This is a genomic window from Wolbachia endosymbiont (group A) of Udea olivalis (genome assembly GCF_964028365.1).
In the GTDB taxonomy this organism is placed as follows: Bacteria; Pseudomonadota; Alphaproteobacteria; order Rickettsiales; family Anaplasmataceae; genus Wolbachia; species Wolbachia pipientis.
Genome location: NZ_OZ034773.1, coordinates 1,106,178 through 1,123,926 on the forward strand (window position 1 = coordinate 1,106,178; position 17,749 = coordinate 1,123,926).

Genomic DNA, 17,749 nt, shown 5'->3' on the forward strand with positions numbered 1-17,749 from the left:
AATACTGCATTCTTTACTGACTCTGGTAATTCTCCTTTTATCCTTTCAAGCTCAGATTTTTTTCCGAATGAACATTATGGTAATTACTCATCTCCATAATTCTTTTTACATAACGGGCTAACCTAAACTCCGCATTTTCTACACCTTTAACTTCAATACTAGCTCCAATATTGAGAAGATTTGTAACTTCACTAACATTCCCACTTTCTACAGCAGCAAATAAAAGTCTATCATACTCACTTTGCTTTGGTCCTAAAAAGTTTACTACTTCTGACTGACGAGAGGTATTTGCTACATCTAAAGGTTTTCCACCATCCTTATTTTTAGCTCCAATGTTAGCCCCCTTATCTATAAGAAATCTAATTATCTCTAAATGACCTCCTTCAGCAGCCCTATGCAAAGATGTGTAACCATCACTATCTCTAGCTTCAATATTAGCCCCTTTCTCAAGAAGTTCTCTAACGTCACTAAGGCGTCCTGCTCCTGCAGCACTAACTAATAAATCATCATTGTTTAAAGTCATTTGTCCCTCCACATTTATAAAAACTTACCTAACTTAACTAAGCAATCACACTATAACAAGCCACTCTTACCCTGAGCTTTTTTCTTTCCTCAAGCAACACAGAAAGGACCATCTTCCCTCAAACAAGAATTCTGGAATGCCCTCACATAACATAGCCCGCTCACAAAAGTAAAATTACCTTAGCCATCACACACTTACATACCATAAAAAATTAGTAATCTAATGTATTTCAGGAATAGTACTCCACTTTTAAAACTTGTCAACCCCTAATTTAAAATTTTTTTGAAATAATTTTTGATGAAAATTTTTAATGAATTACTATTAATTTAATATTAAATATTACTAAGAACCTAAATAATACAACCACTTTCAGCAATAAAAACCAGCTAGCATGAGAAGATTTTTTTGGAAATCGATTGGTATTGCAAATGTGCTTAAAATCTTCGTTTCAAGCCCTGGGTAAGTTTGTTTGCCTTTTTTTGACTATTTGGGGTTCCTTCTCTATCTCTTGGTGTTAAAAGTTCAAATGAATCTGCACTTGTACGTAAAGCCTTTGCATTTCTCCCATTTTTTCTATTATTTTCTTCACTTTCAGCCAATAAGTGGTTTTCTATTTCACCTTTTTATATCAATTTATTACTTTCTTTTTGATTTGACACACTTTTTTGAACATCTCTATTGTGGAACAAACTTTCTCTTGGTTCTCCAATTTAGACACATGAGCAAAGATTGTGAGCTTTCTCCTCTTACTTCAAAAACCAATATCTTCTTTAATATGATTACTTCTATGTACTTACTAAATTAGGCTACTTAAATTCCTTAGGCAGGTTATAAACGGATACCTTTGCTGAGCTTTCAAAGCTCTTTATAGAGGTAGGTGATTCTAATGTTCCAGGTACGTCATCATAATCAGATAGTTGCGTAGAAATTGAATTCGTCCTAATACCCTGAGATGTACCTTCTTGAAAATGAAGTAATTTATTTTCCAACTTATCTCTTGCTTCTCTAAAACTGTCCAATTTTTTTTGCAAGCTAACACTTTCTTCTTTATACTTTGAAAGTGTTAAATCGATAAAATGATTACACAACACTATTAGACCTGTAGCACTAGAAAATAACAACAAGAGAGGATGAATGGTAACACCTGGCATATCTCCACTTCTTGCATCATGAAAATTTTTATACATATTAAGACAAGAGCCAAAAGCTGCAGAGCATACAAAAGCAAGTTTTGTTCTGCACAGGAAATACTCGACTTGCGCTAATTTTTCATTGCAATGTGCTAATTCTTTACGCAAATCATTAATTTTATCACTATAATACCTAATAAACAATTGTTTTGTTTCTTCATTATTAACATATTTCCATGCTCTGTAAGATCTTCCATCTATGAGCTCAACGTTTACATGCTCTGATTTTAGAAGCGCACTAATTGCGTTACTACTTCTAGAACGCACAGCTTCATGTAGAGGTGTGTAATCGCTTTTAACATCTTTCCTTCTGTTAATATTTTCATAAGTTAAATACTTGAAAAGAGCCGAAATACATTCTGGGTCATTACCTTCAATAGCCAGAGTAATTGCATCTTTTCCGTCTTTATCCTTAGAATTAATAACTTTAGAAAGCGGCTTTTCATTTTCTTGCTTATCTTCAAAATACTTGCACTTATACACCTTATTCGAACGATATGGCTCCTTAAGAATACACAAAAGTTCTTTTACAAGATCAACCTGATTTTCTTTAATAACCACATGCAAAAGTGTGTTTTGATTTTCCTCATCTTGTAACAGTAAAACATCATACAAATAAGCATTTTCATGTAGATAACTAATCTCTTTATTGAAACGTGTTTTATCTATACCTTCTCTTCCTCCTTTACAGATACTGAAGAGTCGTAAACTACCTTCCAAAGCATTGTGATCAATTGCAGAGGCACGTTGCCTTCTGTATAAAATTGGCGCTCCTTCTACGCAAACACTTCCGAAGTAACGAGCAATAGGGGAATGGATACATGCACTTAAAAAATTAGTAAGAGGGTTACAAGTGTTCACACCATTCCTACCTTCAAGCAGTCTAACTACATCTAATTTATTATACGAATCAGCATAATATAAAGGATCCCGATCATAACAGTCCTTAGCATCAATTATAGCATCACATTCAAGAAGAAGTTTAGCTACATCTAAATGACCTTCCCTAGCAGCATAATGTAAAGGTGTTCTAGCTTTTTCATCCATGGCCTCAACTTTAGCACCTTGGCTTATAAGAAAGCTAACCATACCCTCTCTATTGTAGTAAGCAGCATAGTGTAGAGGAGCTATACCCAAACGGTCTTTAGCATTAATTATAGAATCATGGTCAAGAAGAAGTTTAGCTGCATCTAAATGACCTTCCCCAGCAGCATAATGTAAAGGTGTTTTATCTTCTTCATCCATGGCCTCAACTTTAGCATCTCGGCTTATAAGAAAGCTAACCACATCCTCTCTATTGTAGCAAGCAGCATAGTGTAGAGGAGTCATACCAAAACGGTCTTCAGCATCAATTATAGCACCACGGTCAAGAAGAAGTTCAGCTACATCTAAATGACCTTTCCCAGCAGCATAATGTAAAGGTGTTTTAGCTTCTTTATCCACGGCCTCAATTTTGGCATCTTGTTTTATAAGAAAGCTAACCATATTTTTTCTATTGTGGTAAGCAGCATAGTGTAGAGGAGCCATACCAAAACAGTCTTCAGCATCAATCATAGTACCACGGCCAAGAAGAAGTTCAGCTACATCTGAATGACCTTCCCTAGCAGCATAATGTAAAGGTGTTTTTCTACTATCATCTTGAACGTTAACCTTAGCATTTCTACTGAGAAGAAGTTTAAGGACATACAAATTACCCTTACAAGAAGCTACACACAAAGGCGTTTGATTGTTTATACCTTTAGCCTCAATATTAGCACCTCCATCAAGAAAATCACTAACCTTTCTAATATCCTTTCTTTCTATAGCAGAAAATAAATATTTATCTAGCTTTGCTCTCAAAAAGTTTGCTACTTCTGTGTTACCAAGCTCATTTACTATGCGTAAAGGTGTCTTAACATTATTATCCTTAGCTAAAATGCTGGCACCTTGATCAACAAGAAATCTAACCATATCGTATTGACCTGCACTAACAGCATAGTGTAGAGGTGTCCAATTTTGGTCACATCTAATGTCAATATCAGCACCAATACTAAGAAGAAGTTGAGCTACATTTACACTATTTTTACAGGCAGCCCAGGACAGCAAAGGCAACTTATCTAAAAGTTCACGATTAACATTATATTTATCAATATGTTGATCAATATATTCCTCCAACCGTTTAAAGTCGTCATTTTCTATAGCATGCGTAAAATCCGTTGTAAGGCTCGTTTGATCTTTCATAAACTATATAAAAAAAACTATTTTCCTACTCAGTACAATACTCCATTTTTAAAACTTATCAACCCCTATTTAGAAATTTTTTATGGAATAATTTTTGATGAAAGTCTTTAATATATTGCTACTAATTTAGCAATACATACTGTTAAAAACCTAAACAATATAACCATTTCCAGCACCCAAAACCAGCAAGCGTGAGAACAATTTTTCTTGGAATCGGTTGGTCTAGCAAAAATTACATTACTAATTCCAAGAAAGCGGAGCATTTGGATCATCTGGAATTTCATAAAAAGGCAGCCTATCAATTAACAGACTTTCTTCATCTCTACTAAGATCTCTTGTTACAATATTGCAAAAATCTCTATTGCTCCCAAAATTAGCTGTTACTGCAGTCCTTAAATCTTGATTTCCTGCCACAGCTTCCTGAAAGCTGCTGTTATTGGCAAGATGAGTTTCCAGCACAGGTTTTGCGTCATTACCAAATTTGTTTTTCACATTCAGAATAGCTTGTCCCAATTTATTTGTGTTGCTACTAATTAATTTTTCTGCCACTCCTTCCTGCAAAATACGACTACCTGCTAAGATCTCTCTATTTTCATTATCCTTCACAACCGCTTTCCCTATTTCATCTACCTTGGTATTCAAAAGGTGCTGAGTTACGTTATTGACTAACGTCTTCGACTCATCTATATTATCGCCTAAGCCACTTGCATTAAACAAATATTCAGCTAATTTTTCAGGGCTAACCTTCCCTTCAGTAATTCTTTTTGCTTCACCTTTCTCTATACTGCCAGCATTAAATAACAACTCAGCTAACCTAGAAGTGCCGACATTTTTTATTATATCTTCAATAAAGCTCTTTTGATCCCACTGATAATTCTCTGCTAGTGCATTCTTAGCATCGTTAAATACTAGTTCAGAAATCTTATACGAGCTAACTTTATCTTCGGCAATCTTTTTGGCTGCAAGTTGATCTAAGTTACTTTTATTAAAAAGCAACTCAGCGAGTTTTATTGGATCAGCTTTATTTATAAAATCCTGCGAATTAAGATTTATTTTATTAGCAACATGAGTAGCAAGATTTTGACCAGTGCTATCAGTTATATCAAGTACTGTTTTTCCCAATATATCTTTATTTTCATCAGTAAGTAGCTGTACAGCGACTTCCTCAATTGATGGGCTTTTTCCATCTCTACCTGCCGGACCTTGAGGACCATCTGCACCTTTTGATCCCTGCACCCCCTTGTCTCCTAAAAAAGCTTTTGCTATCTTACCATCATAAGCATTTTCGTTATCAGCAGTTTGATCAAGAAATCTGCCTAATTTCTCCACTAAAATTGATTTCTTTTTCCCATCTCCTATATCCTATATCCTCTGTTGCATCAAGTATTTTTTTCGTGAATTCTAAAATTTTTATATTAGAGCCATCAGCTTTAGCAAAATTACCCTTTTCTGCCAAAAAATCTTTTGCTGTTTTATTATCACCATATATTTCATATTTTTCATCAAGAAGCTTCCCTAATGTATTAACTAAAATTGAAGTTGCATTGGGATCATGTTTATAAAATAATTCCCTTGCTAATCTATTGATTCCGTCACTGTCACGAGAAATAAATCCTCTATCTGTATCTTCCTTAGTATATACATTTTCAACATCAACCTTTTTATTTAATCCTTCATCTACTTCTTCCTTAGTATATACATTTTCAACATCAACCTTTTTATTTAGGTAAGCAAGCAGAACATCTCGCCTAGAAAATGTACTATCTAGTATCAAGTTAGAGATTCTATCACCCTTATCAAAATCTTTTGCATAAAATATCGCCTCCACTATGGACTTTTCTGCTAACTTCTCTTCAAGTACTGTATGTTCATCATTGTTAGTACTTTTCATATCAAGTAGACTTTTAAAAGCTGCCGCTAAACCTCCTACTTTATAGCTTATTTCACCTTGACCATCTTGTTTATATTTTAATTCCAGACTACCATTGCTTGCATCTAAAGTATACTTATTACCTTTCTCATCGCTCAAGGTTATAATTTTAACATTTTCCAAATTTGATATCGATGTGCCGTGATTATCTTTAAACTCTACATTAGGTGTCATATCACTTCATATTAATTAAAACGAAAGGATACGCAAAAAAATATATTTTTTTATTAATACATGATGCAAAAAGAGCTTTATTCTATTTTAAATATAGAATTGCAATGAATTTTCCTTTTATTTCCAAATAAACTAATTTTCACTCTTTAACATTAATTACCACTAACTCAAATAACACAACCATTTCCAGCATTCAAAACCAAGGGTCGTGAGAAGAGTTTGTTTTGGGATGGATTGGACTACCACGTGATCCATACGAACTTTTTAATATAGTGGTTCTGCTATACGATGAAACTAGCCATATTAGACCATTTCATCCATATCTACATACGAACTGTTTTGCCTAACTTTGTTGCAAAGATTTCAAAATTCTATTTTTATAACCTTATTTTTACGCGGCTTGTTCTCACAAATATACGATCTATTTTTATCTTTTTGAATAAAGTAAACATTTAAAATTTTTATGACGCTGAGGAGTATTGTATTTCCTGTAAATTCCAATAAAATTTTTGTATCCATTAATATAGAAAATGTTTTTCTTGAAGTTTTTTTATCCTTGGCAGTTGTTAGGTCGCTGTTTAATTCTAACTTTTACATAATACCACATATGGGCCAAGAACGTCATGCTACAGAGGTTGTCCAGAAACGGTTTTTTGTTGGATAGCAAAGATATATGAAGTGATAGTAGAAGAACACAACTCTCTAAAAAATATAAAAGTTAGAAAAATTATACTTGCATTGGATTTTATTCATGCTAATTATTGTGCATAATATGTTTATAGATTGAGGGGGTATGGTGTTAGGATATATTTCAAAGGATGAGCAGATCTGTGCAAATAGTGGGTTAGCCACTGAAGAACAGCGTACGGAACCTTTTGGTCAGCACACTCTTGAAGGCAGCGCATCATCGTTAAGTCAAGAACAAAGTGATGATGACTGGAATGAGTCCGTTATTGAAGACAACAATACTGTTGTTGAAAGTTCTTTTATTCCAGAAAACTCAATTTTAATGAATTTAGCAAATCTGTTAACTGAGAGCGAAAAAGCTTCGATTGATGAATTTCATGACAATATGGAAAGTATAATGAAAGAGTTTCATAAAAATAGATATGAAAATCCTGCAAAGGTCACTCTAGAAAAGATGGAACATTTAATAGATGAATATTTGAAAAGAAAAATAAAGCTAAATTTACGCTGTGATCACTATGAATGTAGTGTGTCGAATTTTATATTAAAAAAAATAATTGACATTGCTAATGCTAGCAGTGTTATGCGTATAACTCCTACTACTAGATCACGTTATAAGGACAATGGGGAGGAGCAAATAGATGAGTGGGAAGAGGCTTTAGAACCTTTATTCAATATTGTCAATAAGCTACTATTAGCAGGTGCAAAAATAGAGTCTGATTTTTACAATGACGGAATGATAGATGAAGCTATGTACGGAAGTGATGAACCTATTTTTACAGAATGTAAAAAAATTAAGGACGAACTAAAAAGTATCGCATATAAAGGTTTAGTAAACAAGAATGAACAGATTAAAGATGATGATCTGAAAGTAGAAGTAGATAACAATCTTGTTTTTTTCAGATGGCCACAAAATAGTATCGTTGAAGTTACAAAGGTTATGAATAGTAAGGTGAATGAAAATTTCAGTATAGAAAGTAGCATCTTACAGATCGGGAAAAGTATAATAAGAGTTGAAAGCATAGGAAAAAAAAGAAATTATACAGATGTCTTAGGAGGTGGCATTGAAATGTCCTTTATCACTGAAGTAGGCAAGATTAGTATTCATCTATGTCCTAGTGATGAAGGTAGTAATATAATAAAAGTAAATCTTGATGAAGAGAACCAGGAGAAGTTTGACAAATTAAAAGATCAATCAAGTTTAGGGGAAAGCTGCCTTTTAGGAGGGAAAAGTGTTCTACAAGCTATAAAAGATAAAGGTTTTGAAAGAAACGGTCAAATACTTATAGAGTTAGCTGAAACTATTAAACAATCAGATTTTGTAGTGAAAGAATCAGGTATTCCATCTACTCTTATGAGGCCAATCGATAGTTTAGATCAACTGCAAAAGATGGGGGCTTCGAAAGAAATAGCAGTGTGTTAATAAAGTCAACTAAAATTATTAAACAAAAGAAAGATCTTGAAGGGTAAAAAAATTGATGTATCTTCAAAGCAAGATTTTTTGAGGTATAAACCATACGCTCAAGGTGAGGAGAAATAGTAGGGGAATAAGTGTTGAGTTAATAATTTAGAGATTCTTCTAAAGAAATTATTTTCCTTTCTTGGTATTTATTCTTTTATAGGTATAGCCCTTCGTGTTTGATTCAAAAAAGACTGACTGCTCCACACTTTCTACTTTCTCGAATTTTGTGTTTGATTGAATTGATTTTTATGATATCTACAGAATTTCCTTTATCAGACCCAACACATGATTCAGCGAAAGAAGGGCTATTAGGTTCTTATGCAATAATTTTGAAGCTCTGAGGTCGTTTCACATATAAGTTTAAGATTGTCACTATTTTCATCATATAATTAAGCTTTTAATTTTGAAGTATTTTCTGGCACATCGATCTCCTGTTGCTTTTACAAATTAAGACCATAGAATTTCTCCATCTGCTCATTCCATAGCATCGGTATCTCCCTCAAGTCAGCTAACTTCAAACTCCTTGGCTGCCTCCCATTTACTATATCTTCTTTAATTTTTGGTGCTAAATAATTCAACCTTAAAATTTGTTGTATACGTCTTGTACCTATATTAATTTTGGCACTCAGCTCTTTTATATTTGCGTATTTTCCTTCCTCTAGTTGCCGTTTCCACAGGTAGGCTCTTACCACTGCTTTCAGTAACGCATTATTTGTTTTTCCTTCTGGTTCTACTACTGTGCATTTATTTCCTTTCTTTTTTAACCATATCGGTATAAATTCTATCTTATCCTCTGAACTCACCTCTATTCCATCTTCTTTTACCATTACTCCCTTTATTAACTTTTTCACTACTTCTTTCTGCTTTCCAAAACTTAAATTTTTCCATTTTTCTTCGGTCTTTTCTTTCCCATTTTCATATAGCTGCTCTGTCTTTCTCATTACTTCTTTTTCTACTTCTCCTGCTATTACATTTCGGTTTTCTGATTCACAACCTTTTCCCCTTAAATGATTGTTGCATACATAATATCGATACCTTTTATTCTCTTTTTTTGAGTATGTCAGAGTCATGTTTACATCACAGCCCTTGCACTTAATTATTCCCTTTAACAGTGCTTCCTCGTATTTCGCCTTTCTATATGGTTGATTCTTTATCAATTCTTGTGCTTTTTGCCATTTTTCTTCCTCTATTATTGCCTCATGTTTTCCTTCATACTCTTTCTCATAATGTCTGATTTTTCCCATGTATATTGGATTTGTTATTATTCTCCTTACCGTCGCTTTTTTAAAGATATCTGATTTTGTCCGGTATCCTTGACTATTTAACTCCCTTGCCAATTCTGCCATTGACTTCAGCTCCAAATATCTTTCAAATATGTGCCCTACTATTTTCGCTTCTTTCTCATTTATTATTAATTCTTTATCTTTTACATCATACCCTAGCGGTAAAGTTCCACCCATCCATAATCCCTGCTCTTTTGATGTTGCTATTTTATTTTTTACTCTCTCTACTATCATCTCTCTTTCTAGTTGTGCTGCTCCTGATAATACCGTTTGTACAAACTTCCCCATTGGCGTATTATTGTCAAATATTTGTGTTACTGCTACAAAATTTACTCTATGTCTTCTAAAAAACGACGTCACTTCTATGCTATCTTTTGTTTCCCTTGATAACCTGTCTAACGTATATACTACCACACAGTCCACTTCTCCTTTTTTTACATCTTCAAATAATTCCTTTATTGCTGGTCTTTCTAAATTCTTTCCTGAGAAACCTCCATCATCGTACCTTTTGGCCAATGCTACCCAGCCTTCTCTGCTCTTTATGTACTTTTCACATGCTACTCGCTGGGCATCAAGACTGTTAAACTTTTGTTCTAGTCCGTCTTCATTTGATTTTCTCGTATATATCGCACATCTTACTTCTTTTAGCATTTTCAACTTCCATTTTTATCACGCATCCCAAATAATAAAGGTCCGTTGTAGCTCATTCCCATTATTTTTCCTGCCACTGCTGACAATGATGTATAAAACTCTTCTTTGTAGATTAAACCCTTGTCTGTTACCATTACCGCATGCGTTTCTTCCCCTCTCTCTAATATTAGCTCTGTTCCTGCTACTGGAAGTTTGTCACTACTTATTCTTTTTCCCTTCTCTAGCCGATCTGCCAGATACTCTAGTCTTTTTGCTCCTTTTCTTGACATTTCTCCATACGCTTTTTCCTGCATTCTATAAGCTAATCTTGGTATCAGATATTTCTTTGAGTATCTAGGCGCCTCTTCCCCAAATACCTTCTTCCACGTTTTTCTCAGCTCACCCAAAGGTTTTCTCTCTAAATTCATTACTTTCTTTTCTGTTTCTTCCTCCATGTTTTCAGCCTCTTATAAATAACTTCTCAATTCTGTCTGTTTCTTTCTTTAATACCTCGATTATCTCTTTACTATTTTTCGCATAATCCATTGCTGTCATTCCGAACTTATCTTCTTGCTCTATTTCTGCTCCTGCTTCCACTAACTCTTTTACTACTTCCACTTTCCCCACCATACATGCAAGGTGCAATGGAGTACATTTATTGCCATACTCTTCAGCATTTGCATTTGCTCCTGATTTTATCAGTTCTCTCACGGTTTCTAGATGTTTCTCCGTTACCGCTAGGTGCAGTGCTGTATATCCTCCTATATCTGCTGCATTTACATTCGCTCCTTTTTCAACTAATAAACTCACTATTTTTCCGTCTACTGCATAATGTAGAGCTGTTCTCCCCTTTTCGTCTCTTTCATAAATATTTTTATATGAGTTCTCTAATAGTGACTCCTCTTTCTTACCAAACTTTAACATAATCTACCTCACCTTTTCTTTGACCTTTTTTTTAAGCTTTCCTTCTCACCACCTCATCTATCATTTCGTTTACTTGGCTCATTATCTTGCTTGCTAAATTTTGACATTCTTTCTTTATTAGCGATTTGTCTCTCTTCCTTATTTCCCCTATCTCTATTATTTTTAGCTCCGGCATGTAGCTTCCATTCAACATGTCTGCTATTTCTCCTACTAGCCCCTCTATTCCATAACACGTCAGTTCTCTACTTTTTGTTATTCCACCTTTTTCTCTTAAAAATTTACTTGCCTTTTCACTCTCTTCTCTATCACACAAAGAATACTTTTCACTTTCCCAGATGTAATACATTGGTGTTGCGCCATATTTATTCAGTTGATTAACCTCAGCCCCTGCCTTTACCAGCTCTTTTATTATTTCAACTCCTGCTCCTCCCATTTTGCACGCAGAGTGCAGTGGCGTACATCCACTGACATATTGACTGGCATTTACTTCTGCTCCTTTCCTTATCAGCACTTTTACATTTTCTAAACTTTTTGCGAATACTGCGCAGTGCAGTGGTGTATAACCCTTTTTATCTCTTGCATTTACCTCTGCCCCTTTTTTTATTAATAATCTCACTGTTTTGTAATCGGAGATTTCTACTGCTTGGTGCAAGATCGTCTCTCCTTCCTCATTTCTTTTATTAATATCTTTACTTGATACTTCTTTAAAAAACTTACTCTTGCTAAAACTCATTTCATACCTCACAAAATTAGCTTTTCTAGCGCCAGACAAATTTCTTATATTTACCTGCTGCTATTCAAGTCATGTCCTTTTTAGCATGAGAAAGCAAGTCCTTTTCTTTTTATTTCATACACTTTTACCTATTGTTAATATAATATATGAGGATCTAAATATAAATACTTAACTTATTATAGATATTGCTTGACTATTTTTCCAACTTCTGTGCAAATGTCGATGTCCGTGCCACTTCAGTACTCCTGGATAAAACACTAAAATGTGCTTTTCTAGTTCGTGTATTGAGCCTTTTTGCTCTGTATCCAAATCGTTTTTATAGTAAATATTGTGTTCTGCTAAAACATATTTTGTAATCTTCTGATCAGTATAGTTTTCTGCTTTATAATCATGGGTAACGCTGAATCTTTCTAAAATTGGTTTATATCTTAAATTCCAACGTTGCTCAGACAGTTTATCGCTTCCCAATACAAATTTATTCCCTCTTTCCTCTACACTACTAACTGGAAAACATGTGTTTATTTCTCCTAAATTCCAACTATCCGATAATATAACTTGCGCTTTTGCAAACTTTATTTCTGGTAATAAACTCTGTGGTAAAGGATATAGTGCTTTTAAGTTATACCACTGATGACTTCTTTCATAGATGCCTTTGTAATCCTTTATGTGAGGCTCTGTTTCTCCAAGTACTGCTACATCTAATCGATATATGTCATTACTAAATACTTGCTCATAATGCTCCCTTAAATAGTTGTCTATAATTTCTACTAATGGATCTCCAGATCTGAAAAAGTTCATTCTACCAAATGATAATACTGGTCCGTCTTTTTCAACCTTTCTACCTGAATAGTCTGATAGTAAGCTGCCAAATACACTCTCATCTAAAATAAATCTGCTAATATTATAGTGGTCATTGAAAATCCTCATTAGCTGCGATCTTGCTGGTAATGATAGTTTTGCAAGCTCTACAACCGCATCTACAAAAAAGTTATTTGGAACATCTTTTATTCCTATTTGCAACTCGAAAAAATGTTTACCAGGTGGTTCTTCGATAATTGTAATATTTTCTATATTCGCCCACTTTAGTGCTATTTTTAGTGATGCTGGAGTTCCTCTCAGTCTTTGAAATTTCACTCCTTCTACTACGGCTTTTCTTCTATCTTTTACCCAACGCAGTATTCCTTCTAAGCCATATTCTTCTACTATCCACGGCAATGTTTCTTCTTTAAGACTAAACTTAAATCCTTTTATACAGCTTGGATCAACTTTATAATCCGTTGCATCTACTAGCGCTTTTTCCTGTTTTGTTGCATTTGGTGGCAATAACATTACTCAACCTTTAACTTTCTTAATGCAGCGCACTCATTTCCTAGTACTACAACGTCCTCTTTTGGCTCGATTAATTCCACATTTTCTACACCATCTACAAATAGGTTTGCTATTATCCACGATCTTGTCACACTCCACCCTAATCTTTTTGCTAATTCAAACTTCTGAATAAACTGCTTCTTAATTTCCTCCTTCGATATTACAGGACTTATGCTCATTCTGCTATGAATATCTATTTCCACAATATTACAACCAATCACTGTTACTTCATCTGTTAATACCCTTATATCATCTCTAGTAACCTGCTTTTTTACAATCTCTAGTAGCTCTTCTGACACTATGCCAGTTTGTGTTGATAAGATTGAAATTTGTACTTTTCCTGGTATAGGTGATTCTACTAATGCATCTTTTACTCTACTATCTGCCGACAGTGCATGATACCTATAATACTCCTTGCTTCCACACGTGCTTGAGCCTACTATCTTTGCTTTAATTCTTTTTCTAAATCGTTCATCATCTTCTTCTTTTTGCCTCTCCACTCCATAAAACTCAGCTAAGTTATCAAGATCTTCTCCCGTTGCAAATTTTAGTAAATTGCTCTTTACTGATTCATTTATTCTTTGTCTTAGTAACAATTCCCTCCATGCTGCTACTTCTAATACCTTTATCGCTGGGTCACTTTCTACTAATGCTGTAAAACTTTCATCTCTCTTCACTAACTCTTCCTTCATCCGAGAAAAAATCTCTTCAAAGTTCAGTGGTTCGATAATATTTGGCTGCTGCATACTTATATAACCATTCCATCAAAGCGAATGTTTTTCCCACTTGGTACATATAATCCTTCTAGGTCAAGCGTTACTTTTCCTTCTTTCACCTCTGTCATTTTTACTTTTTCTAACTTAAATCTCCTCTCAAATTTCCCCAGTGCTTCTGCTGTTGCTGCATAAATTTCTAGTGTTAAATCACGATTAACTGGCTTATCTACTAATTCAAATAGCCTTGAACCATAACTTCTCCTCATTATTCTACTGTTTACTGGAGTGGTTAATATATCAATAATTGATTGTTTAAGATGGTCTATTTCTTCTAACGCTTTTCCTGTTTTAGCATCCATTCCTTTCACTCTTAGCCTGCAAATGTACTATTGCTACCACTGATCACCTTGGAACCACAAGAAACCATATCACCAACTCTTCCCATTCCAAGCCCATTGGCAAAAACTGTTTTTGATCCTTCAATTAATACTCTTCCTTCTGTAAAATTATCTCCTTTACGGCAAACTGGCTTACCATTTACAAAAACATTGTTACTGCCACTAATACAAAAATGTGGTATAGCTTCTCCGCACTGATTTCCTAGATGTACTATCTTCACCTTTTCCTCAATTTAAATTTATTCTTTTCGCTTTTAGGCTTATTTCGCTCTTTGTCATTTCTATACTCGATCCTCCAGCCTTCAGTGTTATTTTATCTGCTACTTCAATCTCTAAATGATGCTTCTCTTTATCATATGTAAACTTTGTTCCATCTTGAAACTTCACACTATTTATTTCTTTTTTATTTTCTAGTGCAGGGTACTTTTCCTGATATATTCCTGACAATGCCACTCCTAATGATAGTTCACCAAGAGGAGAAAATATCATAACCTGTTCATCAATGTCTGGAGGACACCAATCTCTATCTTTTCCTGCTTTGCTCGTTATCCATGGCAACCAATCTGTTAAAAATTCTCCTACTTTAACTCTTACTTTTGCTTTTTCATAATCTATTTCTTTTACAACTCCTATACGAACAATGTTGGCCAGTTTTCTCTGTAATTCCGAAATTGCAAAATTATTTTCTAACATTTATTTCACCGATTTCTATTTTGTGTGGCATAAATTTTCCTTCTTCCCAAATAGATCGACCTACGTGTATTGTATGCACCCACTCAATCAACCACACTAAATACGCATCTAACTCTGGCCTAAAATCATCTCCTCCTCCTGATATAAATTCTCCCGGTGAAACATTTTTCATATTCCAAGTATTTTTATTTACTACTCTCGCAACCTCAGCAGCTAATGTTCTGACAAGAATAGGTGCATTTTCTACCGTGCTATCAATTACTATTCGTGCTTCAAATCTTGCTTTCAGCGCTAATTCTTCTGTTCCAGGATCATCTCCTTTTTCAAGACTGCTAAGTTCTACAAACACCGCTGGCGCTAATAATTCTTTTCTTATTGATGGATAAATTTCACAGGTTTGTATAATGGATATTTCTCTCTTTAGTGTAGTGCAGATTGCGTTATGCAAATTCTTCCAACTCATACTCTGTAGCTCAATTCACGTTCAAAAAACTTTGTAAAGACTTTCTCAACTTCATAATTGACAAGATCTCTTATTACTTTTGATGCTTCTGGTTCCAATGGCAATTTAACCTCCTTTATTGGTAATGCTGCTCTTCCTTCACGTTTAAAAATACCGCTATTTCCTTTTGGCATAACTGCTGCAAATCCTCCTATAAATTGGTGCTTTCCTACTTTCGATCCTCTTCTTGTTTTTTGTATTTTACCAATTGTCGATGCTCTAATGTCATAGAGATTTGCTCTAATTAACACGTCTAATCTGCTAATTTTCGCCTTAAAAATCCTTAATCTCTTTCTTATCAAACTTAATTTTATTCTCTTTTCCTCACTGATTTCCTTAGCTGCTTTTGATTTTAGCCATATTGCTGTTTTGTTTAATGCACTCACTGTCGCTTTTTCCACTTTTTTCCTTTCAGCATCTATACTTTGTATAATACTACCGGTGTTAATACGCATTTATACTCCTGACGCTCGAATTTTCCATACCATTCCTGAATTATCTTGCAGCGGTGGAGAATATACTTTATATTTACGGTCACCTATAACAAAAATATCTCCTACAATTGGCTGCAGTACATCAAACGCACTTACTTCTAACGCTAAAGTTTCTTCCACAAATTGTCCTTCACCAATCTCGTATAATTTATCTGGCTCTTGCTTTAATACTTGTACCATGTATGACTTATCCTTTGATTTATACAAAGCCACTTCTCCTAAATGGGAAAAACAATCTTCCAATAATCGCTTAATATTCTCTTGCATATTTCTTTTTGATATACTAACCTTTACATGCTAAGAAAGCGCATACCGGTAGAGTCATTCTGTGCCTCACCACCTTGTAGTTACTCTACCAGTATTGTTATGCTGCAACGACTTTGATTAATGTCCCTGGTCTATGGCACATTGGCAAAGGATTTGACTGCGTATGTAAATCGGTCCCTCTATCAAATCTTCTTGGCTCTTGTTTTGCGTATAGTGGCTGTCCAAGAGTATTTACTGTTTCATTAAAATCTGCTGGTGCAAAATATGTTGTAAATGTGCTCGCTGTTCCTACTGGAAAACAATGACCTGTATCTTTGTCAATAAATCTTCTCACGGTTCCTTCAGGATCAGTTGCTTGCCCTCTATATTCCTCAAATGTGATTCCGCAGAACGTAAATCCTGACCTCATATCATTCCGAAGTAGCGCTCCTTCTTGCCATCTTTCATATGCTTCTTTTACTTTAGAATGAGAAGTTAGTGCATCAAAAAACTCAGGGCTTACCAAGGCATGAATTCCTGTCATATATTCACCACTTAGATTATCTTCTATGTGCCGGAGTACTTCCAGACACTTACGTTTTACATCTGTCGTTGCTGTTCCAAGGGCAAAATTTACTACTTTTGGTGTGATTTCAAATTCGTTGTACAGATTTAATAATTCTGACCCGTCAGCATCAAGAATAATTCCCTTCAGCGCTCCCATTCGCAAATGCTCTAATGTTATTGCGTGTTTGTTTCTCATTAGCTGTAAATGGTCAGTTATTACATCTGCCAGCGCTTTAAGTTCACTTTCTGATCCAAATGCCCTTATTCCCTGTACTTCCTCTGGTAACACTACATCATCATGTGGAATATGTGGAACCGTAAATGTTCTTACTTTTCTTTTACCACGTTTTCCTACTGTTGCTGGTGCTCCTGGAACTTGCGTTGGTAGTAAACTTAATACTCCATTATGTTCTTCTATGGTAATATGTCTAAATCTTACTGACCTACTTGGAAACAAATTTAAATTTTCAACACGTCCATAATTTATCGGCAATATATTCATCGCATTTGTTAGTGCCGTCATGCTAAATGCTGTATTTGTAAATGGATTTTGCATTGAATTTCTCCTTAAATTAGACTGTTTTGCGAAGGATGATCCCTCGTCCTTCAAGTTGCTTTATTGCTGCATTTTTCTGCTCTTCAGTTATATTTGCTGGCCACACAACTGCATGATCTGCTAGCATTGCACTGCGAGTAATAATTACTCCTTTCATGTCAGAATCTTTGCTATGTATATCGGTTGTAATTACTCCTACTGCTGTTTGTGTGCCGTCTGTTCCAGTGGGGTTCAGCACTCTAATAAAACCATCATCTGTCTTCTTGGCAACTACTGTACCAAGTTTAATATTTTGACCTTTAGCTACTGTTATTTGGTCTCTTGAATATAGACTTGATGCCTCATACTTTAATAAGTCACCCAGATTATTTTGTTCGCTTATACAACTCATAAATTTCTCCTTAACTGCTTACCGCCGCTTTTATCAATGCTATATACGGCGGTTATAAAAAT

At 34.7% G+C, this 17,749-nt stretch carries 19 protein-coding genes and 1 pseudogene; 1 reads left to right on the forward strand and 19 read right to left on the reverse strand.

What is annotated here, in order from left to right; all coding sequences use genetic code 11:
* Nucleotides 1–37: 37 nt before the first annotated feature.
* From ABWU32_RS05130 to ABWU32_RS05150, 5 genes and pseudogenes are all read right to left on the reverse strand, one after another.
* Nucleotides 38–523 (reverse strand): ankyrin repeat domain-containing protein, encoded by a 486-nt coding sequence (locus tag ABWU32_RS05130; RefSeq protein ID WP_015589130.1) that lies wholly within the window; start codon nt 521–523, stop codon nt 38–40.
* A gap of 423 nt (nt 524–946) precedes the next feature.
* Nucleotides 947–1,146: pseudogene (locus ABWU32_RS05135) on the reverse strand (transposase); the annotation flags it as partial.
* Between the two features lie 183 nt (nt 1,147–1,329).
* A complete protein-coding gene (locus tag ABWU32_RS05140) occupies nt 1,330–3,933 on the reverse strand; it encodes an ankyrin repeat domain-containing protein (RefSeq protein WP_208571662.1) in 2,604 nt (867 codons plus the stop codon).
* Between the two features lie 240 nt (nt 3,934–4,173).
* On the reverse strand, nt 4,174–5,262 hold the full coding sequence (locus tag ABWU32_RS05145; RefSeq protein WP_353278441.1) for a hypothetical protein: 1,089 nt from the start codon (nt 5,260–5,262) through the stop codon (nt 4,174–4,176).
* On the reverse strand, nt 5,237–6,037 hold the full coding sequence (locus ABWU32_RS05150; protein ID WP_353278443.1) for a hypothetical protein: 801 nt from the start codon (nt 6,035–6,037) through the stop codon (nt 5,237–5,239). Before ABWU32_RS05150 ends, ABWU32_RS05145 begins: the two co-directional genes overlap by 26 nt.
* 793 nt (nt 6,038–6,830) lie before the next feature.
* Between ABWU32_RS05150 and ABWU32_RS05155 the strand changes: the two genes are divergently transcribed.
* Nucleotides 6,831–8,147 carry a hypothetical protein gene (locus tag ABWU32_RS05155; RefSeq protein ID WP_353278445.1) on the forward strand — a complete coding sequence of 439 codons (1,317 nt, stop codon included), beginning with the start codon at nt 6,831–6,833 and terminating at the stop codon, nt 8,145–8,147.
* 479 nt (nt 8,148–8,626) lie between these two features.
* On the opposite strand, the gene ABWU32_RS05160 is transcribed toward ABWU32_RS05155, so the two are convergent.
* The 14 genes from ABWU32_RS05160 to ABWU32_RS05225 all read right to left on the reverse strand — a co-directional run bounded on the left by ABWU32_RS05160 (nt 8,627) and on the right by ABWU32_RS05225 (nt 17,687).
* On the reverse strand, nt 8,627–10,120 hold the full coding sequence (locus ABWU32_RS05160) for a recombinase family protein (protein ID WP_341812960.1): 1,494 nt from the start codon (nt 10,118–10,120) through the stop codon (nt 8,627–8,629).
* Nucleotides 10,121–10,122: 2 nt separating this feature from the next.
* Nucleotides 10,123–10,554 carry a DUF2924 domain-containing protein gene (locus ABWU32_RS05165; RefSeq protein ID WP_265027804.1) on the reverse strand — a complete coding sequence of 144 codons (432 nt, stop codon included), beginning with the start codon at nt 10,552–10,554 and terminating at the stop codon, nt 10,123–10,125.
* Between the two features lie 4 nt (nt 10,555–10,558).
* Nucleotides 10,559–11,023, reverse strand: coding sequence for an ankyrin repeat domain-containing protein (locus ABWU32_RS05170; RefSeq protein ID WP_265027805.1), 465 nt, complete (start codon nt 11,021–11,023; stop codon nt 10,559–10,561).
* Between the two features lie 31 nt (nt 11,024–11,054).
* Entirely contained in the window at nt 11,055–11,756 is a 702-nt protein-coding gene (locus ABWU32_RS05175) for an ankyrin repeat domain-containing protein (protein WP_265027806.1), read from the reverse strand.
* A gap of 168 nt (nt 11,757–11,924) precedes the next feature.
* A complete protein-coding gene (locus tag ABWU32_RS05180; protein WP_265027807.1) occupies nt 11,925–13,085 on the reverse strand; it encodes a phage tail protein in 1,161 nt (386 codons plus the stop codon).
* A complete protein-coding gene (locus ABWU32_RS05185) occupies nt 13,085–13,870 on the reverse strand; it encodes a baseplate J/gp47 family protein (RefSeq protein ID WP_353278448.1) in 786 nt (261 codons plus the stop codon). The genes ABWU32_RS05180 and ABWU32_RS05185 overlap by 1 nt, the downstream gene beginning before the upstream one ends.
* A 2-nt stretch (nt 13,871–13,872) precedes the next feature.
* Nucleotides 13,873–14,208, reverse strand: coding sequence for a GPW/gp25 family protein (locus ABWU32_RS05190; protein ID WP_265027809.1), 336 nt, complete (start codon nt 14,206–14,208; stop codon nt 13,873–13,875).
* A 2-nt stretch (nt 14,209–14,210) separates the two neighbouring features.
* Nucleotides 14,211–14,459, reverse strand: coding sequence for a PAAR domain-containing protein (locus ABWU32_RS05195; RefSeq protein WP_265027810.1), 249 nt, complete (start codon nt 14,457–14,459; stop codon nt 14,211–14,213).
* Nucleotides 14,460–14,466: 7 nt separating this feature from the next.
* A complete protein-coding gene (locus ABWU32_RS05200) occupies nt 14,467–14,931 on the reverse strand; it encodes a phage baseplate assembly protein V (protein ID WP_265027811.1) in 465 nt (154 codons plus the stop codon).
* Complete coding sequence (locus ABWU32_RS05205; RefSeq protein ID WP_265027812.1) at nt 14,918–15,394, reverse strand: hypothetical protein; 477 nt, start codon at nt 15,392–15,394, stop codon at nt 14,918–14,920. The genes ABWU32_RS05200 and ABWU32_RS05205 overlap by 14 nt, the downstream gene beginning before the upstream one ends.
* Nucleotides 15,391–15,888, reverse strand: coding sequence for a phage tail protein (locus ABWU32_RS05210; protein WP_265027813.1), 498 nt, complete (start codon nt 15,886–15,888; stop codon nt 15,391–15,393). Before ABWU32_RS05210 ends, ABWU32_RS05205 begins: the two co-directional genes overlap by 4 nt.
* Nucleotides 15,889–16,194 carry a hypothetical protein gene (locus ABWU32_RS05215; protein WP_265027814.1) on the reverse strand — a complete coding sequence of 102 codons (306 nt, stop codon included), beginning with the start codon at nt 16,192–16,194 and terminating at the stop codon, nt 15,889–15,891.
* A 97-nt stretch (nt 16,195–16,291) separates the two neighbouring features.
* Nucleotides 16,292–17,296, reverse strand: a complete 1,005-nt coding sequence (locus tag ABWU32_RS05220; RefSeq protein WP_265027815.1) for a major capsid protein — start codon at nt 17,294–17,296, stop codon at nt 16,292–16,294.
* A gap of 16 nt (nt 17,297–17,312) precedes the next feature.
* Nucleotides 17,313–17,687, reverse strand: coding sequence for a head decoration protein (locus ABWU32_RS05225; protein ID WP_135352713.1), 375 nt, complete (start codon nt 17,685–17,687; stop codon nt 17,313–17,315).
* Nucleotides 17,688–17,749 lie beyond the last annotated feature (62 nt).